Source organism: Paraburkholderia sp. MM5384-R2 (assembly GCF_014201025.1).
Taxonomy (GTDB): domain Bacteria; phylum Pseudomonadota; class Gammaproteobacteria; order Burkholderiales; family Burkholderiaceae; genus Paraburkholderia; species Paraburkholderia tuberum.
This window is the reverse complement of sequence record NZ_JACHDI010000006.1, coordinates 78,986-100,027: the sequence shown is the minus strand read 5'-3', so window position 1 is coordinate 100,027 and position 21,042 is coordinate 78,986. Positions and strand designations below refer to the sequence as shown.

The window sequence follows — 21,042 nt, the reverse complement described above, 5'->3', positions numbered from 1 at the left end:
GCTGCCACGCGGACCGTCGGTGTGATGGACATCGTTGCACGCTCTCAATCAATCGCGTGTCGCGCGCGAATCTTGCGCGGCATGATCGGGCGACGGTGCGGCCCCCTGCTCCATCGATTCGTGTTGCCTGCTCTTCAATCGAGTCATTGAACCCTGCTTTGTTCCCGATCCTGCCACCCCAGCGCCCGCGGCCGAACCTGTCCCGCTCACGACCCAAGCGACTCACGCACCGCTTGATGCACGGGTTGGCACGCCGGTTTGCGGCGGCAACCGCGCTGGGCACGCTGGTCGCGCTCGCCGCGCTGACCGGTTGCACACAGCGCGCCGAGCCGTGGCAGTTGACCAACGTGACCGGCCACCTGCCGGATCTGGACTTCACCTTGACCGACGACACCGGCCGTCCCGTCAACGCCGCGTCGTTCAGGGGCCGCACGTCGCTGGTCTACTTCGGCTACACGCATTGCCCGGACGTCTGTCCCGAGACGATGGGCCGTCTGATGCAGGTGCTCGGCAAGCTCGGTCCCGATGCGCAGAAAGTGCGCATTCTGTTCATCACCGTCGATCCCGCGCGCGACACGCCGCGGGCCTTGCACGACTATGTCGGCGCGTTCGACGCACAGCACGCCGAAGGGCTGACCGGTACCGACTGGCAGATCGAGTCGCTGGCCAAGCGCTATCGTGTCGCTTATCAGATGGAAAAGCGCGACCCGAACGGCAACTACGAGGTCATGCACAGCTCCGCCGTCTATGTGTTCGACAGCCGGGGCCGCGCGCGCCTGCTCGCCACCGATCACGACACGCCCGATGCGATCGCGCAGGACCTGCGCCGCATCATCGATGACCAATCCTGATTCTTCTTTGATCCCACTCCATTCCATCATGACGATCAAGCTCAAACCAATCGCTTCCCTCGCCTGCGCGCTCGCGCTGTCGCTCGGCGCCGCGTCGGCCGCGCAAGCGGCCGATGCTCACGCGATCAGCATCAAGGACGCGTGGGTGCGCTGGCTGCCGAACAACCTGCCCGCGGCCGGCTATGCGACGCTCGTCAACGCGAGCGACAAGCCGATCGACCTCGTCGATGTATCGAGCGACGACTACGGCGATGCGATGCTGCATCAAACCGTATCGAACGGATCGACGCAGAAGATGGTGATGGTCGACAAGCTGACGGTGCCCGCGCATGGCCAGGTCGCGATCGCGCCGGGCGGCTATCACGTGATGCTCGAGGACGCGAAGCACAAGGTCGCGCCGGGCGACACCGTGCGTCTGACGCTGAAGTTCTCCGACGGCGAAACAGTGAGCGCGCCGTTTGCGGTCAAGTCCCCGGGCCAGACCAAGTAAGCGGCACGACGGGCCGCCGCCACCGCACGCGCCATCGCCATGAACCTGCTCTACTGGCTCGATCCCTGGGAGTTTTCGCCGACCGTCGTGATCGCGTTGCTGATCCCCGCGATCCTTTTCGTGCGCGGCGCACGCAAGGCGCGGCTGTCGTTCGCGCGGCGTCTGTCATTCTGGTTCGGGCTGGTCGCGCTGTATGTCGTGCTGCATACGCGGCTCGATTATTTCTTCGAGCATGAATTCTTCATGCATCGCTTGCAGCATCTGGTGCTGCATCATCTCGGGCCGTTCTTCATTGCGCTGTCGTATCCGGGCGCGGCGTTGCGCGCGGGAATTCCGTTGCGCTGGCGACAGCGCTTGGTGCGGCCCGTGCTGCAAACACCGCTCGTGCGCACGGCGCTCGACGTCGTCATGCACCCGGTCGTCGCGGTCACGCTATTCGTCGGGCTGATCTATTTCTGGCTGCTGTCGCCGATTCATTTCGTCGCGATGCTCGACTGGCGGCTCTATCGCGTCATGAACTGGAGCGTGGCGATCGACGGCCTGCTGTTCTGGTGGCTCGTACTCGATCCGCGTCCGGCGCCGCCCGCGCGTCTGTCTCCGGGCAAGCGCGTGCTCGTCGTGATCGCGGCGATTCCGCCACAGATCGTTCTCGGCGCATTCATCTTTTTTACGACGCACGAGTTGTATCCGATCTACTCGATCTGCGGCCGCGCGTTCACGTGGCTGAGCCCGATGCGCGATCAGCAGATCGGCGGGCTCCTGCTATGGATTCCGGGTTCGATGATGAGCGTAGTCGGCGCGCTGATCGCGCTGCGTCACTGGATGCGGCTGTCGTCTCGCGGACGCCTGCGCGCCGAGCGGCATGCAAAAGCGGCGCGCGGGCTCACGCATGCGGCGTCGACGACCACGAACCGCTGACCCGTTCGCGTTCACAGCGCGCGCATCCACACATGCGGGATGCCATCTTCGTCGTGAATCTCCGAGACCGGCTCGAAGCCGAACGCACCGTAAAAGCCTTGCAGATGCGCCTGCGCGTGCAGACGGATCGGCGTATCGGGCCACTGCGCACGGATTTGCGCGAGCGAGCGTTCGAGCATCGCATTGCCGAGACCGATGCCGCGAAACGGCGCGGTCGTCAACACCCGGCCGATGCGCACATCGGCATCCGCCGCATCGGGCAACAACACGCGCAGATAGCCGGCCAACGGCGGCAGCGCCGCACCGTCGCCGGTGCCATACGCAAGCAGATGCCAGGCTTCGACGTCGAGCCCATCGATATCGCCATACACGCAGTTCTGTTCGACGACGAACACCGCGCTGCGGGCGGCCAGCATCTCATAGACTTCGACGCTCGTGAGGTTCCCGAACGGCTTCCAGCGCCATTCGAGCTGGGCGAGCCGCGCGGCGGCGGTGTGTTGCGGTTCAATCATCGGTAGCTTTCAGGGTCAATGCGCGACAGCGCGGGCAACGATCCGCAATTATGCCGCGCGCCTCGTCATCGAGCATGCGCAGGCCTGGCATCCGGGCGGTCGACACGGCTGTCTTCAGTCGCGAAAGCCGCGCACGCGTTCAGAACACCGCTTGCACGGGTCGCGCGAGACAGTCGGGGAGATTGCCGGGGCCGCATAGATGCAGCGCGCCGACGACCACGAGCGTGCGCTCGCGAACCTCCAGCAACTCGCTCAGCCGCGCGGCCCACGCGCGATTGCGCACGTCGAGAATCGCCTGACGGATGCCGGCCAGATTGAACATCGGCGCTTCGACGGCGATTTGCTGTATCGCGTGCAGATCGCCCTCCAGCCACGCCGCGTGCATCCGTTCGAGCGTGCGCTGCGGTTCGCCGCGGTCGGCCATCAGGATGTCGAGCGCCGCGGCAATGGCTTCGAGCGGAATCGATTCGAGCGCGACTGCGACGTCCCGCGCGGACTCGAGATATCGATACGGCTTCGCCTGCGCGAGCGCCGAGCGCAACATGCGCGGCTCGACACCCTCGACGACCTGCTGCAGCAGCGTCGGCGCGACGATCAGCGCGGCCCACGGACGCAGTGTTTCAAGCGGCGCGAGCAGGCCATCGGTCGGCCACAGCGCCCGCAGTTGCGTCCAGGCTTCGTCGCGCATCAGGGGCCGCAGTTGCGCGGCGTCGGGGTGTGCGTCGGCTTTGAGAAACGGCAGGATCGTTGCTGGGTCGGACTCGAATACGAGCGCGTCGGCCCAGTCATAGGCTTCGGCGACCCATGGCGGCGTTCGACGGCTCGTCGCGGGAAACAGATGCATCGAGCCGAGCAGGCGGACCTGAGTGCCGGTGAGTTGAAAATACATGCGGCTTCAATGAAAACGGGCGATGACGATGGTGCGATTCTATCGCCCGGCCTGGATGAGGCGCGCCGGCGTGCGTTGCCCTTCCCGTGCGCGTGCCGGACACGCCGTTGAGCGGAATGCGCTGCCCTAATGAATGCGGGAACGCATCAAACGCCTGAACCCGATTATTGCCCGCTCTTTTTAACGACTCGAGTTCGGTCGTATAGCGCTCGTTTCTCACGCCATTGCTGCCGTAATACTCTTCCACCGGCCTGATATCCGCGACGCCGTCCGAACTCTTCACGAATAGCGCCCTGCTCGGCAACGGTATCGACGCTGGAAGGTTTCTTTCCCTACTCCAGCACGACGGACGACAAGACCTATCAGCTTTCCGATGGCCAGATCGTCCGTTGCAGGGCGTTCGCGCATGAGTGGCCAACAGCGTGCTCAGGAGTAGCACGACCGACTATCGCGTGTATTACCAGAACAACGGCGGCATCTACGCGGGTTACACGATCAGGAGCGGCACAACGATGCAGATAGCACCGCTCGGAGGCGGTACGCCGCAAGAGAACTACTGCTTCCTGAACACCGCTGCCGTGCAGTCAATCAAATCCGCGCTCAATTTCTGATCGATTCGGAGGAACGTCTGCGGCACGCAGTCGGATCGACCGCTCCGCTCACATTGATGACGACGATCGACAAGGCTGGCGAAGAGAGGAACAGAAAAAGAAAAGCCCCGACAAGTCGGGGCTTTCGCTTTACATCAAAGACTGGAGGCGCGAGCCGGAGTCGAACCGGCCTAAACGGCTTTGCAGGCCGCTGCATAACCGCTTTGCTATCGCGCCACAAGCGGACTGGAACCTGGACACGGGTTCGCAGATTTATCTGGTAATTACCAGAAGAACCGAAGCTCTGGAAAGTTCAGAACGAGCGGCCTTCCAAACAAAAAGGGAAGCGCTGCTTCCCCTGATGTATGGAGCGGGAGACGAGGCTCGAACTCGCGACCTCAACCTTGGCAAGGTTGCGCTCTACCAACTGAGCTACTCCCGCATTGAACTGCTTCACCGCGCTGCCTTTTTTACTTCGCCAAACAACGCGATGCTTCGAATACTGGAGCGGGAAACGAGGCTCGAACTCGCGACCTCAACCTTGGCAAGGTTGCGCTCTACCAACTGAGCTATTCCCGCGTTGTGCTGCATTTACCGCTACTGCTTTACTGCGTCTCCGGTGTTTCGCGTTGCGTGCATCGGAGAAACGAGATTATGGAGAATCGACTGAAACGTGTCAACCCCTTTGCCCGTCTGCGTTAAGGAAAATATTTCTCTCATAGTAGTGCGGGGTTCGAACACACTTTTGCGCCCCCGTGCTCTTCTATTCACACCGTCACGCAATGCCGCCGCGCTCGCGAATCTGCGGCCACGCGAGCTTCATGTAGTACAGCATCGACCAGATCGTCAGGAACGCAGCCAGATAGATCAGCCACAGGCCCCACACGCGCGTGTCGACCGTCACGCCGCCACCGAGCGGCAGCGGGCCATAGAACAGCAGCATGGGAATCGCGACCATCTGGCAAGCGGTCTTGAACTTGCCGAGCGAGTTCACCGCGACGCTCTTCGACGCACCGATCTGCGCCATCCATTCGCGCAGGGCCGAGATCGCGATTTCACGTCCGACGATCACGAGCGCGATCGCGGAATCGATCCGCGTGAGTTGCACGAGCACGAGCAGCGCCGCGGTGACCATCAGCTTGTCGGCGACCGGATCGAGAAACGCGCCGAATGCCGAGGTCTGATTCCATTTGCGGGCCAGAAAGCCGTCGAACCAGTCGGTGAGCGCCGCCAGGATGAAGATCGTCGCGGCCGCGAGATTGCGGTGCGCGGGGCTCATCATCATGTCGGGCAAATAGAACACACCGACGACGAGCGGAATCAGCACGATCCGCAGCCAGGTCAGGAATATCGGGAAATTAAACGGCATGGGGCAGGCGCAGCGTCTGACGAGTGAGTTGCAATTGTGCCGTGTCACAGGGCCTGCCACAAGCAAGCGCGCCCAGGCATGGCCGCGCGGGGGCGGCAAGCGAGCCGCCCCCGGGCGCGTGGTTCGCAGCCAGCGCATCCGCAGCGCGACGCCGCGGGTCCGACGAACCGTCGTTCCGATCACAGCCCGGCGTGGCCCGCCAATTCAATGCAGTTGCCGGTAGATCTGCTCGGCGAGCGCCTGCGAAATGCCTTCGACGCTCGCGAGATCCTCGACGCTCGCGGCCACCACGCCGCGCAAGCCGCCAAAGCGCGCCAGCAGGCGCTGACGCCGCTTCGCCCCTACGCCTTCGAGTTCTTCGAGCCGCGAGGTCTGGCGCGTCTTGCCGCGTTTGGCGCGCATGCCGGTGATCGCGAAACGATGCGCTTCGTCGCGGATCTGCGCGACCAGCATCAGCGCGGCGCTTTCCTTGCCGAGTTCGAGCGGCGTGCGGCCGTCCGCGAAAATCAGCGTCTCGAGACCGACCTTGCGCCCCTCGCCCTTCGCGACGCCGACCAGCATGCCAGTATCGAGCCCCAACTCCGTGAACACCTGCCGCGCGATCTCCACCTGCCCCTTGCCGCCGTCGATCAGCACGATGGTCGGCAGCACGCCGCCGGCCGCGGCCGGCTCGGCGGCATCGGCGGCGAGCGCGGGATCGGCGGCCGCGTCACTTTGCGATTCGGCGGCTTCGTCGCTCGCATTCGCGGCGGCCTGCGCGACCATCTTTTCATAGCGGCGCGTGAGCACCTGGCGCATCGCCGCGTAATCGTCACCGGGCGTGATGCCGGCGATGTTGTAGCGGCGATACTCGGACGACTGCATCTTGTGGTGGTGATAGACGACGCAGGACGCCTGCGTCGCCTCGCCCATCGTGTGACTGATGTCGAAGCATTCGATGCGCAGATGCGCGAGGTCGTCGCACTCCATGCCGAGCGTGTCGGTCAACGCGCGCGTGCGCGCCTGCTGCGAGCCCTGCTCGGAGAGCAGGCGCGCGAGCGCGAGCCGCGCGTTCTGCTCGGCCATCGCGAGCCACGCGCGCCGCTGTCCTTGCGGTTGACGCAGTACGGTCACCTTGTGGCCCGCCTGCTCGATCAGCACGTCGACGAGTTCGCGCGCCGGCGCGTGGCTGACCACCAGCACCGGCGGCACGCGATTGCCGAGGTAATGCTGCGCGATGAACGCTTCGAGCACTTCGGATTCGATGCCGCCTGGCGCGCGGCCGTTGCGGCGCTTCGCCGCGGGGCCGGACTCTGCGTTCCCGTCGGTGCCTTCGTCCGCGACTTCGTCGCTGACGGCGTCCGGGCTCGCTTCGGCAGCCTCGTCGATCGCGTCTTCTTCACTACCATCGGCGTCCTCGTCTTCCGACGGCATGTCCTGAGCGATCGCGAGCGCATCGGCCGAGGCGCTCGCCGCCGCGGCCGATGGCGCGACCGCTCGCGCATCCGCCGATGCATCGTCCTGAGCGCCGTCTTCTTCGAGCCCGCCTTCCTCCGCCGTCAACGCGCTCTCCACGTGCGTGGGAAAGTACGCCTTGTCGCCGAGATGTCGTCCGCCGCGCACCATCGCGAGATTCACGCACACGCGGCCGCCCAGCGCGACTACCGCGAGAATGTCGACGTCGCTGTCGCCGCCGACTTCGATTGCCTGCTGATGCAGCACCGTCGACAGCGAACTCATCTGGTTGCGCACCGCCGCGGCCTGCTCGAACTTCAGCTCGCTCGCGAACGCATGCATCTTCTGCTCGAGCTCCTTCATCACCTCGCCCTGACGGCCGAGCAGAAAGCGCGACGCGTTGGCGACGTCGCGCGCGTAATCCTCCTCGCTGATGTTCGCGACGCACGGCGCCGTGCAACGGCCGATCTGATGCAGCAGACACGGCCGCGTGCGGTTGTTGAACACCGAGTCCTCGCAGGTGCGCAGCTGGAACACGCGCTGCAGGATCTGGATGCTCTCGCGCACCGCCCACGCGCTCGGGAACGGGCCGAAGTACTGGTTCTTGCGATCGACCGAGCCGCGGTAATAGGCCATGCGCGGAAACTTGTGGCCGGTCAGCTTCAGATAGGGATACGACTTGTCGTCGCGAAACAGGATGTTGTAACGCGGCGTGAGCGCCTTGATCAGATTGTTTTCGAGCAGCAACGCCTCGGCCTCGGAACGCGTGACCGTGGTCTCGATGCGCGCGATGCGCGTGACCATCATCGCGATACGCGGCGACAGCTGCGTCTTCGTGAAGTAGCTCGATACGCGCTTCTTCAGATCGCGCGCCTTGCCGACGTAGAGCACCGCGCCACTCGTGTCGTAATAGCGGTAGACGCCGGGCAGATGCGGCAGTTGGGCGAGCACTGTTTTCGGCTCGAAGGTGTCGGGGGCGTCGCTGGCTTCGGGTTCGGTCATGCGGGATCGATTGGGGTGGGACTGTCTCGCGCTGCCTCGCCGCTTGCACCGATTGCACTGATTGCACCGATTGCGCCGCCGGGTGCCCGGCATCGTGCGCCGGGGGTCATGTCGCGTGTCGCCGATGCGGCCCGCATGGCGGACAAAGGGCGCGCGCGATCGCGAGCGAGGCTTTAGAATCGCCAGTTTAGAACATTCCGCGTTCGTTCGAACCCGCTCCGTTCGCCGGAGTCACCGAGCCAGCCGAGCCGCCATGTCCTCCGTCGCGCCCGATTCCGGATCACCCGCCGCCCCTGCCAACCCGATCGCCTGCGATATCTTCTGCGCGGTGATCGACAACTTCGGCGACATCGGCGTGTGCTGGCGCCTTGCGCGCCAACTCGCGCGTGAGCACGGCTGGCAGGTGCGCGTGTTCGTCGACGATCTGCATGCGTTCAGGAGGCTGTGCCCGTCGCTCGAGCTGGAGCGTGCGCGGCAGACGCTCGACGGCATCGTCGTCGAGCATTGGCACGAGCCGTCCCATGTTGGCGATACGCTCGAAGTCGCCGACGTCGTGATCGAGGCGTTCGCCTGCGAACTGCCGCCCGTCTATATCGCGGCGATGGCAGAGCGAGCGAGCGTGCCGCTCTGGTTCAACCTCGAATATCTGAGCGCCGAGGACTGGATCGCCGATTTTCATCTGCGGCCATCGCCGCATCCGCGCTACGCTCTCAGAAAGACCTTCTTTTTCCCCGGACTCGGCCCCGGCACCGGTGGCGTCCTGAAGGAGCGCGATCTCGACGCGGCGCGCGCCGCGTTCGAAGCGTCGCCCGCCGCGCGCACCGACTGGTGGCGCAACGTCACGGGCCACGCGCCGCCGCCCGCCGACGCGACGGTCGTGTCGCTGTTCGCCTACGAAAACCCGGCCGTCGACAGCCTGCTCGAACAATGGCGCGACAACGCAAACCCGATCGTGCTGCTGGTGCCCGAAGGACGCATTTCCGGCGCGCTGGCGCGCTTTTTCGGCCTACCGTCGTTTGCAGCGGGCACCCATGCGACGCTCGGCAACCTCAGCGCGCACGCGCTCGCGTTCACCGAACAGCCTGGCTACGACGCACTGCTATGGGCGAGCGACGTCAATTTCGTACGCGGCGAGGACTCGTTCGTGCGCGCGCAGTGGGCCGCCAAGCCGTTCGTCTGGCACATCTACCCGCAGGCCGACGACGCCCATCTGCCAAAGCTCGACGCCGCACTTGCGCACTACACCCGCACGCTCCCAGCTGACGCGCGCGCCGCGCTCGAGCGCTTCTGGCACGCGTGGAACGGCGCTGGTCAGCCGGACTGGGCGGAATTCCAGCGCCACTATCCGGCCCTGAAACGGCGCGCCGCTGGCTGGGCGGTCGAACTCGCGCAAGTCGGCGATCTCGCCGGAAATCTGACCTCGTTCGCAAAAACTCAGTTAAAATAAGCGGTTATCCAACGGCCGACGACGCAAGCGCGGCCCGATTAGACCAACTACCCCATGGTCAGCCCGTCTGGCCGGTCCCCTCGAAAAACACAGCACGCGTCCCAATCTTCCGGTCGGGCACGCGAATGTCAAAAAAGGGACGTATGTTTGGGCGTGTTGCAGATCGGCGCCACTCGTGTACACGCCCGAACAGGGTAAAAATCAGGTAACGGACAGGTGGAACGCCGAGGCATCACGCCCCCGGGTTTTCGCCGCGAGCCGATCCCGTTTCACGCATCCGGGCTGCGCGGCCGCTTCACGCGGCGCGCGGCAGGCGGTGGGCGAAACGCCGAAGCCGCTTGCGCCGTATGCCGTTGAGCAACAGTCAAGCTATTTATCTCGTACAGGACAGTTTTATGAAGACCGCACAGGAACTCCGCACCGGCAACGTCGTGATGATCGGCGCAGACGCAATGGTCGTGCAAAAGGCCGAATACAACAAATCGGGCCGTAACTCCGCCGTCGTCAAGATGAAGTTCAAGAACCTGCTGACCGGCGCAGGCATGGAAACCGTGTACAAGGCGGACGACAAGTTCGACGTCGTCGTGCTCGAGCGCAAGGAAGTGACGTACTCGTATTTCGCCGACCCGATGTACGTGTTCATGGACGCCGACTACAACCAGTACGAAGTCGAAGCCGAAATGATGGGCGACGCGATGCACTACCTTGAAGACGGCATGGCTTGCGAAGTCGTGTTCTACAACGAGAAGGCGATCTCGGTCGAACTGCCGACCACGCTGGTTCGCGAAATCATCTACACGGAACCGGCCATCAAGGGCGATACGTCGTCGGGCAAGGTGCTGAAGAACGCCAAGCTGAACACCGGCTTCGAACTGCAAGTGCCGCTCTTCTGCAACATCGGCGACAAGATCGAAATCGACACGCGTACGCACGAGTACCGCAGCCGCGCCTAAGCGCCCATCTGCGTCACCCCGCCAGCGCCGGCGCCCTGCCGGCCTCCCGGCCTGCACAAAAAGCGCTCAATTTTTGGGCGCTTTTTCTTTTCTGTCGCGCCGTGTATGGTTTAGGAAAACTTTACCGGCAAATTTCTCAAAATTACCATCGCGACATCCGGATTTCGCGCTGGGCGCGCAGCAAGCCCTTGATCGATTTCGTCCACGCTCTTTGGCACGATCTCTGCTAGGTGGAGAGAGTTACGCGAGTATCGCTCATTTTCCACTCCTGGGAGAGGCACCATGAACAACGACATCGCTGAAGGTAAATGGAGACAGATGATCGGCAAGGCGAAGACCGCATGGGGCGAACTGACGGACGACGAGTTGACCAAGGCCGAAGGCCGGGCCGACAAGCTCGCTGGTCTGATTCAGGAACGTTATGGCAAAACCCGTGAACAGGCGGAACTCGAAGTGCGCCGGTTTTTCGATAGCAACCGGGATTTCTGACAGGACCAGTGAAGGAACTACAGGCGCCGGCCCGCGTGACCCAAGGCGCAGTGCCGGCGGCTGTCGTTTTTTCATCGCCCAGGGACCGTTCGTTTAGCCCTGTCATCGAGCCCCCAGAGTCCGCGGTGCGCGCCATCAGCGTTGGCGGCGCACCGGGCATTCAACCCATTCATAAAATTGCGCTCGCCATGCCACACGCCCTGATTGTTGAAGACGATCCCAATAGCCTGTCCGGTCTGTCGGCAATCCTCGCCGCCGACGGCTTTTCAGTCGACACCGCGACCACGCTCGCCGAGGCCCGCGGCGCATTGACGCGCTTCATCCCCGACGTCGTGCTCGTCGACCTGAATCTGCCGGACGGCAGCGGCCTCGATCTGTTGCAGCATCTGCCCGCGCATCCGCCGGGCGGCGCGCTTCCGGTGATCGTGATGACCGGCAATGCGACCGTCGAGAGTGCGATCGAGGGCTTGCGGCACGGTATCTGGGACTATCTGCTGAAGCCGGTCAACATTCCGCGCCTGCGCAGCCTGCTCGCGCGCATTCCGCGGCCTTATGAACTGACCGAGGAGGTCCAGGCACTGCGCGCGGCGCTGCGTCAGCTTGGGCGCTTCGGCTCAATGCTCGGTCGCAGCGGCCCCATTCAGCACGTGTACGACACGATCGAGCGTCTCGCGCCGACAGAAGCCGCGGTGCTGATCTCCGGCGAGGCTGGCACCGGCAAGCAGATCGCCGCGCGCACGCTGCACGACATGAGCCGCCGCCGCAAAGGCCCGTTCGTCACGTTCGATTGCCGCGGCGCGACCGCGGGCGGGCTCAATCGCTCGCTCGACAGCATGCTGCTCGGTCACGAACGCGGAGCGTTCGGCGGCGCCGAGCAGCGCGAGCCGGGCCTCTTCGAACAGGCGAGCGGCGGCACGTTGTTCATCAACGAAATCACCGAGCTGCCGCGCACGCAGCAGGAAGCGCTGTTGCGCGCGCTCGATTCGCAGACCTTCATGCGCGTGGGCGGTACCAGCCACATCGTGACCGACTTCCGGCTCATCGCGTCGACGCGCAAGCCGCCGCGCGCGGCGGTCGCGGACGGCTCGCTGCATCAGGACCTCGCGCTGCGCCTCGAAGCCGCCGCGGTCATGCTGCCACCGCTGCGCGAGCGTGGTGAAGATCCGCTGCTGATCGCGCAGGCAGCCGTCGACGAACTGAATGTGGAAGCGACCGCGCGCGGTACGGCCGAGGTCGCGAAGCAGGCGGCGCCGAATTTCCTGCGCGAATGCCTCTCGTACGACTGGCCGGGCAACGTGCGCGAACTGCAGGAGCGCGTGCGGCGCGCCTATCAGGCATCGGGCGACGTGATCGAGTCGTTGCGCGCCGACGAAGCCAGCACGGCGAACGGCCGCGATCTGAACGGCAGTCGCGTGCAGGTGACCGTCGGTACGCCCCTCGCGGACGTCGAAGAAATGCTGATTCGCGCGACGCTCGACGCGGTCGGCGGCACGCGGCATCGCGCGGCGTCGTTGCTGGGAATCAGCCCGAAGACGCTGTACAACAAGTTGCAGCGCATGCGCTTGAACTGAGCGATCGGATCGCGCGTGCTGCGGTTGTCAAGCAAAGCTCGACGGCGGCTCGCACCGTTCGAAGCGGATAAAAAATGGCACCTTGAATTGCTTCAAGGCGCCATTTCCTTTTATGCAAACGTACTGCGCAGCAGCCTCTGCGCTTCGGCGTACCGTGGCTCGGCCATCAGCTTGCTCCACCTGAGCGCTTTACCGCGCGGCCGCATGCGCTTCAGCCGCCGCTGCGATTCCCTCGCCGGCGTGACGCGCAGCGCGTCGAGCACCTTCTCCGCTTCGTCCGGCTGGTTGCAGATCAGCACCATGTCGCAGCCGGCCTCCAGGGCCGCTTGCGCACCTTCGGTCAGCGTGCCGCCCTGGCGCGCGGCTTCCATCGACAGATCGTCGCTGAAGATCGCGCCTTCGAAGCCAAGCTTGCCGCGCAGGATGTCCTGCAACCAGATGCGCGAGAAGCCGGCCGGCTTCGCATCGACCCGCGGATAGACGACGTGCGCGGGCAGCACCGCGCCAAGCGACAGACCGAGCCAGTCGTACGGCGCGACGTCGTTGCCGAGGATTTCGTCGATCGGGCGTTCGTCGACGGGCATCGCGACGTGCGAATCTGCCTGCGCGAATCCGTGCCCTGGAAAATGCTTGCCGCAATTGCTCATGCCGGCGAGCGCGAGGCCGTGGTTCAAACTCTTCGCGAGCAGCGCGACCACGCGCGCATCGCGATGGAACGCGCGATCGCCGATCACCTGCGAGTGTCCATAGTCGAGGTCGAGCACCGGCGTGAAGCTCATGTCGATACCGCACGCGCGCAGTTCCGCGGCGAGGATATAGCCGACCGCGGTCGTCACCTTGGTCGCGTGCAGCACGTCCTGGTCCCACAGCGCGCCGAGCTTACCCATCGACGGCAGCACCGTGAAGCCGTCGGTGCGAAAGCGCTGCACGCGGCCGCCTTCGTGATCGACGGCGATCAGCAGATCCGGGCGAATCGCGCGGATGGCATCGGTCAGCCCGACCAGTTGCGCGCGGCTCTCGTAGTGGCGCGCGAACAGGATCACGCCGCCGGTCATCGGGTGAGCGAGACGCCTTTTGTCATCGCGGTTCAGCGTTTTGCCGACCACGTCGAGCATCACCGGTCCGGGTGTGGTTTTCATCGAATTCCGCTGGAAAGGACTGTGAGACAACACAAACGCGACCGCCAGCGGCCGCGCTCAACCTTTTCATTCTGTGGCGGAACGGGCGGACGAAGCCCGCGACGCTGACGCCGCCAACGAACCTTCCGTATCGGCCGCCCGCTGCGTCTCCGCGATCACGAACGACACCGCGTAGTCGCGCTCGTCGCTGATCGTCACGCGCGCCGTGATGCCGCGCACGTCGAGCCAGTCGGCCAGCTCGCCGGAGGCGACCACCATCGGCTCGCCGCTCGGCCGGTTCAGCGTTTGCAGCGCACGCCAGCTCATCGGCCAGTGCATGCCGAGGCCGATTGCCTTCGAGAACGCCTCTTTCGCCGAGAAGCGCGTCGCGAGAAACGCGAGACCGCGTGCCGCCGAACGGGCGTGGCGCGCGTGGTACACGCGTAGTTCGTCGGGACCGAGCACTTTCTCGGCGAAACGGCCATTGGTGCGAGTCATCACCGCTGCTACGCGGCTGAGCTGAACGATGTCGGTGCCGATTCCGTAGATTGCCATGCGTGCGTCCGTCGCGAGATTGCGTTACGCGCGCGCGCCGAGACGCGCGGCGACCATGATCGCCTTCATCTCGCGCACCGCGTTGTCCCAGCCCGCGAAGATCGCGTGCGCGACGATCGCATGGCCGATGTTGAGTTCGACGATGCCGTCGATCGCCGCGATCTGCTGCACGTTCGTGTAGTGCAGGCCGTGGCCCGCGTTCACTTTGAGGCCGAGCGTCGCGCCGAATTCGACTGCTCGCACGATGCGCTCGTATTCGCGCTGCTGTTCCGCGGGATCATGAGCTTCCGCGTAACGGCCTGTGTGCAGCTCGATCACCGGCGCGCCGGCTTCGTGCGCGGCGCGAATCTGCGTCTCCTCGGGGTCGATGAAGAGCGACACGCGCGAGTTCGCGTCCGCCAGTTGCTTGCATGCGGCGCGCACCGCCTCGAACTGTCCGGCGACGTCGAGACCGCCTTCGGTCGTCAGCTCCTCGCGCTTTTCCGGCACGAGGCAGACGTCGTGCGGTTGCACTGCGCACGCGATGTCGAGCATTTCCGGCGTCACCGCGCATTCGAGATTCATGCGCGTTTTCAGCAGCGGACGCAGCCTGCGAACATCGGCATCGACGATGTGCCGGCGGTCTTCGCGTAGATGCAGCGTGATCGCGTCGGCGCCGGCTTCTTCGGCCATCAGCGCGGCGCGTATCGGATCGGGATAGGACGTGCCACGCGCGTTGCGCAGCGTGGCGACGTGGTCGATGTTCACGCCGAGGTCGATCGCGGTCGGCGAAGTCAGGAAGAAGCTCATAGGTTCTGCAGGTCGATCAGGATCTGGCGGGTAGCAAGCGGCGCGCCGCCGAGATAGGTGTTGAGCAGAAAGCGCATCAGCGTTTTGCTTTGCGCGACGGTCTGCGCTCGATGGTAATCGTCCTTTTCCATATCGAGCAAGGTTTGTCCCGACACTACCGGCCACTGCGCGGGCCATTCGTCCGATGCCTCGCGTACCCCGCGCTCGGGATCGAACACGTAGCGGCCGTCGGCGAGCACCGCTTTGCGTGCGACCGTGCGGTCGAGCGCCATCGCGTAACCGGTCTCGCGTAGCAGCACGCGTTCGAACGAGCGCAGCACCTGCACCGGCGGCTCATCGTGCGCGAGCCGCGTCAGCGTGACGACGTAGTGATGGAACAACTGAGGATGCGGGTCCTCGCGCGCGCAGAAGCGCACCAGCAGTTCGTTGACGTAGAAACCGCACAGCAGCGCGTCGCCGGTCAGCGGCAGCATGCCGCCGACCCATTCGGCGCCGGTCAGCGTGCGCATTTCGGACTTGCCCGACCACGCGAGCGACAGCGGCTGGAACGTTTGCAGCACGCCGCGCAGCGCGGAGTGCGGGCGCTTCGCGCCCTTTGCGACCAGCGCGAGACGGCCGTGATCGCGCGACAGCACGTCGATGATCAGGCTGGTCTCGCGATACGGATAGCTATGCAGCACGAACGCGGGCTGCTCGGTGATCCGATATTCGGATGTGGAGGTGCGCGGCGCGCGGCGCGCCGGCGTTTTGCGTGGCTCGCCATCGTCGGCGGGTGCGCATTTCGCGCTTTTTGGGCTTTTTGGGCTTTTTGCGTCGGCCGACGATTTCCTCGCGCTACGCGCGGGCTGAGACGGTTCGTGCTCCGGCTGATCCGAAGCCTCGTCTGAATTGAGCGTCATCCACGCGTCATTCGTACCCATACGCACGAAGCCCGGCTTCATTGTCGGCCCAGCCGCTCTTCACCTTGACGAAGGTTTCGAGGTACACCGGCCCGTCGAACAGCTTGGCCATGTCGAGGCGAGCCTCGGTGCTGATCTGCTTCAGCTTCGCGCCCTTCTGGCCGATGATCATCGCCTTGTGCATGTCGCGATCGACGAGGATCGTCGCGAAGATACGGCGCAGCCGCCCTTCGGTTTCGAACTTCTCGATCAGCACGGTGCTCGTGTACGGCAGCTCGTCGCCGGTCCAGCGGAAGACTTTCTCGCGCAGGATTTCGGCGGCAAGAAAGCGCTCGCTGCGATCGGTCAGGTCGTCCTCGCCGTAGATCGGCTCGCCTTCCGGCAGGAACGGCTTGACGGTGGCCATCAGACGTTTGATGTCGTCGGAATTTTTCGCCGACAGCGGCACGATCTCGTTGAACTCGCGCAGCGTGCTCATCTGCTGCATGAACGGGAACAGCGAGTCTTTATCCGACACGCGATCGAGCTTGTTCGCGATCAGCAGCGTCGGGACCTTCGCCGGGATCAGGTCGAGTACCTTCTGGTCGTCAGGGCCGAAGCGGCCTGCTTCGATGACGAACAGGATCGCGTCGACCGAGGTCAGCGTCGACGTAACGGCGCGGTTCAGCGAGCGGTTCAGGGCGCCGCTGTGTTTGGTCTGAAAACCGGGCGTGTCGACGAAGATGTACTGGGCGTCTTCCAGCGTATTGATGCCGGTAATGCGATGGCGCGTGGTCTGCGCCTTGCGCGACGTGATGCTGACTTTCTGGCCGACCAGCGCGTTCATCAACGTGGACTTGCCGACATTCGGGCGGCCGACGATCGCGACCATGCCGCAGCGAAAACCAGTGGGAGTGGGAGCGTTCATATTCGGACTACGGCAGGTTCAGTTCGGCGCGCGCGACGCGCACGCCGATGGCAATCAATGGCCCGCATCGGCGACGCGCGTTTGCACCGCGTCGGCGACGCCGGGTTCGTGTTCGGCAGGGGCCGGGGGCACCGAGACAACCGACGCGGGCGCGGCGCTCACGCTCGACGCAGCAGTCCCCGGCGCGGCTTCGCGGCTGCGCTGACGGTCTGTGCCGCGAGCGTGTGACGGCGTGTCGGCTTTGAGGTCGGGGGTTTTGTCCGCTGCGGGTTTTTCGGCCGGCTTGTCGACAGGTTTCTCGCCCGCGTGGATCGAAACCTTGTCGGCCCTCTCCGTCTTTTCGGACTTTTCGGCGCGCTCCGGCTTGTCCTGTCCGCTGTACTCCACATGCGCGGCACGAATTACAGCCAACGGCGCACCGGCGGGACCCGGCGCGGCACGCTCGGTCGCCGGTCTTTCAGCAGCTGATTTTTCCACGGAAGGTTTGTCGGCGTGCGCTTCCGGCGCGAGAGGCGCGCGCCCTTCACCGCGCGCGCTCTTGCGATCCGGTGTGCGCAAATCCAGTGCGGCCTGTACGCCGGTCACGCCCGGCACGATTTCCTGCTCGGCATTTTTCGCGGCACGCGCGCCCTTCGAGCGCTTCGGCTTCGCGACCACGGCAGGCGCCGCGGCCATCACTTCGTCGAGCGCCTTCTTTGCGGCCGCCTGCTCCGCCGCGCGACGGCTCGCGCCGGAGCCAGACACCTTGACGTCCAGCTTCGGCACCGTACATTCCACTTCGAACTGCTGATTGTGCGCCGCACCATGCGTGGCGACGACCGTATAAGTAGGCAACGCAATCTTGTGGCCCTGCAGATACTCCTGCAGCAGCGTCTTCGCGTCCTTGCCAAGCGTGCGCGGGTCGATATGGTCGAGAATCGGCACGTAAAGGCGCTTGATGACCGTCTGCGCAGCCTCGAATCCGCCGTCCAGAAATATCGCACCGAGCACCGCCTCGAGCGTATCCGCGAGGATCGACGGGCGGCGGAAGCCGCCGCTGCGCAACTCGCCTTCGCCGAGGCGCAGGCCCTCCGAAATATTGATTGCCTGAGCAATCTCGTAGAGGGACTGCTGTTTGACCAGATTGGCGCGCACGCGAGACAGGTCGCCTTCGTCGAGTTTGCCGAAACGTTGGAACAAAAGCGCAGCCACCGCGCAATTCAGAACGGAGTCGCCGAGAAATTCGAGCCGTTCGTTATGCGTGGAGCTATGACTGCGGTGTGTTAGAGCCTGGCGCAGCAATTCCGCATTGCGAAATTCGTAGCGCAAACGGCTTTCCAACGGAGATAGGGGCATGGGCAGAGTATAACGCGGGCGCCTGACCCGGCGGAAACACGGGGCGCCAGCGGAAAAAGCGTGGTGAAACGACGTTACCGCGAGTTCTTAAAGTAGCATGACAACACGCCGCGACCGAGATAACCGGGTGCCGGTCATTCGCGCGGCGTCTGAGAAGCGCTCATGAAGCGATCGATGCACGCGACTCACTGGAAAGGGCCGATGCGCCGCAGATCGCTGAAGTTCATCCAGATGAAAAATGCGCGGCCGACGATATTGCGTTCTGGCGCAAAACCCCAGTACCGGCTATCCGCGCTGTTGTCGCGGTTATCGCCCATCATGAACATATTGCCCGGCGGCACTTTGCAGATCACGCCACGCGCGTTGTACTGGCAGTTGTCGCGATACGGATAGTCTTCCGCACCGACGATGAACGGCGGCACCGCCGGATTATTCAGAATCGCGTTCTTGCGGCCGTCGATATCTTCCTGGAACTGCTTCGCATAACCGAGACGCTCTTCGTCGAGATAATCGGGCAACGGCGTTTCAGGCACCGGCTTGCCGTTGATCGTGAGTTTCTTGTCCTGATACTCGATCACGTCGCCGGGCAGACCAATGACGCGCTTGATGTAGTCGACCGATTCGTCTTTAGGATAACGGAACACCACCACGTCGCCGCGATGGACCGGACTGCCCTGCGTGATCCTCGTGTTGGTAATCGGCAAACGTAGACCATATTCGAATTTATTGACGAGGATGAAGTCGCCCACCAGCAGCGTCGGCACCATGGAGCCCGATGGGATCTTGAACGGCTCGATCACGAACGAGCGCACGGCGAACACCACCAGAATCACCGGAAAAAAGCTCGCCGTATATTCGAGCCACCACGGCTGACGCAGCTTGTCGTCGCGCAGACGCGCGCGCGTCTGCGCGGCGTTTTCATCGGCGAAACGCTCGCCGATGCGTGCCTGCTGACGATCGAATTCGGCGACTGCGGCTTCCGCCTCGCGGCGCCGTTTCGGCAGGAAAACCAGTTTGTCCGCGACCCATGCGACACCCGTCAAAACGACGAGCACAAAAAGAATCAACGCAAAATTCATAGGGTTCCGTTATTCAACTTATTTGTCTTCGACACGCAGAATAGCGAGGAAAGCCTCTTGCGGGATTTCAACCGAGCCCACCTGCTTCATTCGCTTCTTGCCCGCCTTCTGCTTTTCAAGCAGCTTCTTCTTACGCGTGATATCACCGCCGTAGCATTTTGCCAGCACGTTCTTACGCAACGCTTTAATGTTTTCGCGCGCAATAATATTCGAACCGATCGTGGCTTGAACCGCTACGTCGTACATCTGACGCGGAATCAGCTCGCGCATTTTCGCCGCCACTTCGCGGCCGCGGTACTGGCTTTGCGAACGGTGCACGATAACCGACAGCGCATCGACCTTGTCGCCGTTGATCAGCATGTCGACCTTCACGACGTCCGACGCGCGGTATTCCTTGAACTCGTAATCCATCGACGCATAACCGCGCGAAATCGACTTCAGACGGTCGAAGAAATCGAGCACGACTTCACCCATCGGAATTTCGTACGTAAGCTGAACCTGACGACCGTGATACTGCATGTTGATCTGGTTGCCGCGCTTCTGCGTACACAACGTGATCACCGCGCCGACGTAGTCTTGCGGCATGTACAGGTTCACAGTGACGATCGGCTCGCGCACTTCCTCGATCTTCGATGGCTCCGGCATCTTGGCCGGATTCTCGACCATCAGGGTCGTGCCGTCGCGCTGCAGGACTTCGTAGACCACGGTCGGCGCCGTCGTGATCAGGTCCATGTCGAACTCACGTTCGAGACGTTCCTGCACGATTTCCATGTGCAACAAACCGAGGAAGCCGCAGCGGAAACCGAAACCGAGCGCCTGCGACACTTCCGGTTCGTACTGCAGCGACGCGTCGTTCAGCTTTAGCTTTTCGAGCGAATCGCGCAGCGCGTCGTACTGATTCGCTTCGACCGGATACAGACCTGCGAACACCTGCGGCTTCACTTCCTTGAAACCCGGTAGCGGCACGGCCGCCGGCTGGTTCACGAGCGTAACCGTGTCGCCGACCTTCGCCGCCGCGAGTTCCTTGATGCCGGCGATGATGAAGCCCACCTGCCCCGCCGACAGTGATTCGAGATCCTTCGACTTCGGCGTGAACACGCCGATATGTTCAACCGGATACTGCGCGCCGGTTGCCATCAGCCGGATCTTGTCCTTCGGACGCAGCGTGCCGTTGACGATGCGCACCAGCATCACGACGCCGACGTAGTTGTCGAACCACGAGTCGATGATGAGAGCCTGCAGCGGCGCTTGCGGATCGCCCTTCGGCGGCGGCACTTTCGCGATCAGCGCTTCGAGCACGTCTTCGACGCCGAGGCCCGTTTTCGCGCTGCAATGCGTCGCGTCGGTCGCGTCGATGCCGATCACGTCCTCGATCTCGGCGATCGCGTTTTCGGGGTTCGCCGCCGGCAGATCGATCTTGTTCAACACCGGCACCACTTCGACGCCGAGTTCGATGGCCGTGTAGCAATTGGCGACGGTTTGCGCCTCCACACCCTGGCTCGCGTCGACGACGAGCAGCGCACCTTCGCACGCGGACAGCGAGCGGCTGACTTCGTACGAGAAGTCGACGTGGCCCGGGGTGTCGATCATGTTCAGGTTGTAGAGCTGCCCATCGCGCGCGCGATACGACAACGCGGCGGTTTGCGCCTTGATGGTAATGCCGCGCTCGCGCTCGAGATCCATCGAGTCGAGCACCTGAGCTTCCATCTCGCGGTCGGACAAACCGCCACAAATCTGGATGATGCGATCGGCGAGCGTCGACTTGCCATGGTCGATGTGCGCGATGATCGAGAAGTTACGAATATGATCCATTCAGTGCCGATCAAGCGAAAAGGCGCGCCCCGG

20 protein-coding genes and 3 tRNA genes are annotated in these 21,042 nt (G+C 63.8%); 8 read left to right on the top strand and 15 right to left on the bottom strand.

Features of this window, described 5'->3' with window-relative positions; translation table 11 throughout:
* Window positions 1-236: 236 nt before the first annotated feature.
* The 3 genes from HDG37_RS12560 to HDG37_RS12550 are packed head-to-tail and all read left to right on the top strand — an operon-like array spanning window position 237 to window position 2,259.
* Entirely contained in the window at window positions 237-851 is a 615-nt protein-coding gene (locus HDG37_RS12560) for an SCO family protein (protein WP_184047657.1), read from the top strand.
* A gap of 28 nt (window positions 852-879) precedes the next feature.
* Entirely contained in the window at window positions 880-1,341 is a 462-nt protein-coding gene (locus tag HDG37_RS12555; protein WP_090801139.1) for a copper chaperone PCu(A)C, read from the top strand.
* 39 nt (window positions 1,342-1,380) lie between these two features.
* Window positions 1,381-2,259 (top strand): cytochrome c oxidase assembly protein, encoded by an 879-nt coding sequence (locus tag HDG37_RS12550; RefSeq protein WP_184047654.1) that lies wholly within the window; start codon window positions 1,381-1,383, stop codon window positions 2,257-2,259.
* 11 nt (window positions 2,260-2,270) lie between these two features.
* On the opposite strand, the gene HDG37_RS12545 is transcribed toward HDG37_RS12550, so the two are convergent.
* Window positions 2,271-2,771: a GNAT family N-acetyltransferase gene (locus HDG37_RS12545; RefSeq protein ID WP_184047651.1), complete on the bottom strand. Its 501-nt coding sequence runs from the start codon at window positions 2,769-2,771 to the stop codon at window positions 2,271-2,273.
* 139 nt (window positions 2,772-2,910) lie between these two features.
* Entirely contained in the window at window positions 2,911-3,660 is a 750-nt protein-coding gene (locus HDG37_RS12540; protein WP_184047648.1) for a TraB/GumN family protein, read from the bottom strand.
* A gap of 422 nt (window positions 3,661-4,082) precedes the next feature.
* On the opposite strand from HDG37_RS12540, the gene HDG37_RS12535 reads away from it, so the two are divergent.
* The gene (locus HDG37_RS12535) at window positions 4,083-4,271 is read left to right on the top strand and encodes a hypothetical protein (protein ID WP_184047645.1); all 189 of its coding nucleotides are present in this window, start codon (window positions 4,083-4,085) and stop codon (window positions 4,269-4,271) included.
* Window positions 4,272-4,413: 142 nt separating this feature from the next.
* Here the strand turns inward: HDG37_RS12535 and HDG37_RS12530 are convergent.
* From HDG37_RS12530 to uvrC, 5 genes are all read right to left on the bottom strand, one after another.
* Window positions 4,414-4,487, bottom strand: a tRNA-Cys gene (locus HDG37_RS12530).
* A gap of 129 nt (window positions 4,488-4,616) precedes the next feature.
* Window positions 4,617-4,692 (bottom strand) — tRNA-Gly (locus HDG37_RS12525).
* A 61-nt stretch (window positions 4,693-4,753) separates the two neighbouring features.
* Window positions 4,754-4,829: transfer RNA gene (locus HDG37_RS12520), tRNA-Gly, on the bottom strand.
* Window positions 4,830-5,025: 196 nt separating this feature from the next.
* Window positions 5,026-5,619 carry a CDP-diacylglycerol--glycerol-3-phosphate 3-phosphatidyltransferase gene (pgsA, locus tag HDG37_RS12515; RefSeq protein ID WP_062127799.1) on the bottom strand — a complete coding sequence of 198 codons (594 nt, stop codon included), beginning with the start codon at window positions 5,617-5,619 and terminating at the stop codon, window positions 5,026-5,028.
* Between the two features lie 204 nt (window positions 5,620-5,823).
* Complete coding sequence (uvrC, locus tag HDG37_RS12510) at window positions 5,824-8,055, bottom strand: excinuclease ABC subunit UvrC (RefSeq protein ID WP_184047642.1); 2,232 nt, start codon at window positions 8,053-8,055, stop codon at window positions 5,824-5,826.
* A gap of 253 nt (window positions 8,056-8,308) precedes the next feature.
* Between uvrC and earP the strand changes: the two genes are divergently transcribed.
* From earP to HDG37_RS12490, 4 genes are all read left to right on the top strand, one after another.
* Window positions 8,309-9,502: an elongation factor P maturation arginine rhamnosyltransferase EarP gene (earP, locus tag HDG37_RS12505; RefSeq protein WP_184047639.1), complete on the top strand. Its 1,194-nt coding sequence runs from the start codon at window positions 8,309-8,311 to the stop codon at window positions 9,500-9,502.
* A gap of 395 nt (window positions 9,503-9,897) precedes the next feature.
* Window positions 9,898-10,455 carry an elongation factor P gene (gene efp, locus HDG37_RS12500; RefSeq protein WP_184047636.1) on the top strand — a complete coding sequence of 186 codons (558 nt, stop codon included), beginning with the start codon at window positions 9,898-9,900 and terminating at the stop codon, window positions 10,453-10,455.
* A 282-nt stretch (window positions 10,456-10,737) separates the two neighbouring features.
* A complete protein-coding gene (locus HDG37_RS12495) occupies window positions 10,738-10,944 on the top strand; it encodes a CsbD family protein (RefSeq protein ID WP_090801149.1) in 207 nt (68 codons plus the stop codon).
* A 188-nt stretch (window positions 10,945-11,132) separates the two neighbouring features.
* Window positions 11,133-12,515 carry a sigma-54 dependent transcriptional regulator gene (locus tag HDG37_RS12490; RefSeq protein ID WP_184047633.1) on the top strand — a complete coding sequence of 461 codons (1,383 nt, stop codon included), beginning with the start codon at window positions 11,133-11,135 and terminating at the stop codon, window positions 12,513-12,515.
* Window positions 12,516-12,625: 110 nt separating this feature from the next.
* Here HDG37_RS12490 and nagZ read toward each other — a convergent pair whose 3' ends face one another.
* The 8 genes from nagZ to lepA form a co-directional block, all read right to left on the bottom strand.
* The gene (gene nagZ, locus HDG37_RS12485) at window positions 12,626-13,654 is read right to left on the bottom strand and encodes a beta-N-acetylhexosaminidase (RefSeq protein WP_184047630.1); all 1,029 of its coding nucleotides are present in this window, start codon (window positions 13,652-13,654) and stop codon (window positions 12,626-12,628) included.
* A 66-nt stretch (window positions 13,655-13,720) separates the two neighbouring features.
* Entirely contained in the window at window positions 13,721-14,188 is a 468-nt protein-coding gene (acpS, locus tag HDG37_RS12480; RefSeq protein ID WP_184047627.1) for a holo-ACP synthase, read from the bottom strand.
* 24 nt (window positions 14,189-14,212) lie between these two features.
* Window positions 14,213-14,977 (bottom strand): pyridoxine 5'-phosphate synthase, encoded by a 765-nt coding sequence (pdxJ, locus tag HDG37_RS12475; RefSeq protein WP_184047624.1) that lies wholly within the window; start codon window positions 14,975-14,977, stop codon window positions 14,213-14,215.
* A complete protein-coding gene (gene recO / locus HDG37_RS12470; protein WP_184047621.1) occupies window positions 14,974-15,897 on the bottom strand; it encodes a DNA repair protein RecO in 924 nt (307 codons plus the stop codon). The genes pdxJ and recO overlap by 4 nt, the downstream gene beginning before the upstream one ends.
* Window positions 15,884-16,783 (bottom strand): GTPase Era, encoded by a 900-nt coding sequence (gene era, locus HDG37_RS12465; RefSeq protein ID WP_026225953.1) that lies wholly within the window; start codon window positions 16,781-16,783, stop codon window positions 15,884-15,886. The genes recO and era overlap by 14 nt, the downstream gene beginning before the upstream one ends.
* 54 nt (window positions 16,784-16,837) lie before the next feature.
* The gene (rnc, locus tag HDG37_RS12460; protein ID WP_184047618.1) at window positions 16,838-18,118 is read right to left on the bottom strand and encodes a ribonuclease III; all 1,281 of its coding nucleotides are present in this window, start codon (window positions 18,116-18,118) and stop codon (window positions 16,838-16,840) included.
* 185 nt (window positions 18,119-18,303) lie between these two features.
* Entirely contained in the window at window positions 18,304-19,197 is an 894-nt protein-coding gene (gene lepB / locus HDG37_RS12455) for a signal peptidase I (protein ID WP_184047615.1), read from the bottom strand.
* An 18-nt stretch (window positions 19,198-19,215) separates the two neighbouring features.
* On the bottom strand, window positions 19,216-21,009 hold the full coding sequence (gene lepA, locus HDG37_RS12450; protein WP_090801163.1) for a translation elongation factor 4: 1,794 nt from the start codon (window positions 21,007-21,009) through the stop codon (window positions 19,216-19,218).
* Between the last annotated feature and the right edge of the window lie 33 nt (window positions 21,010-21,042).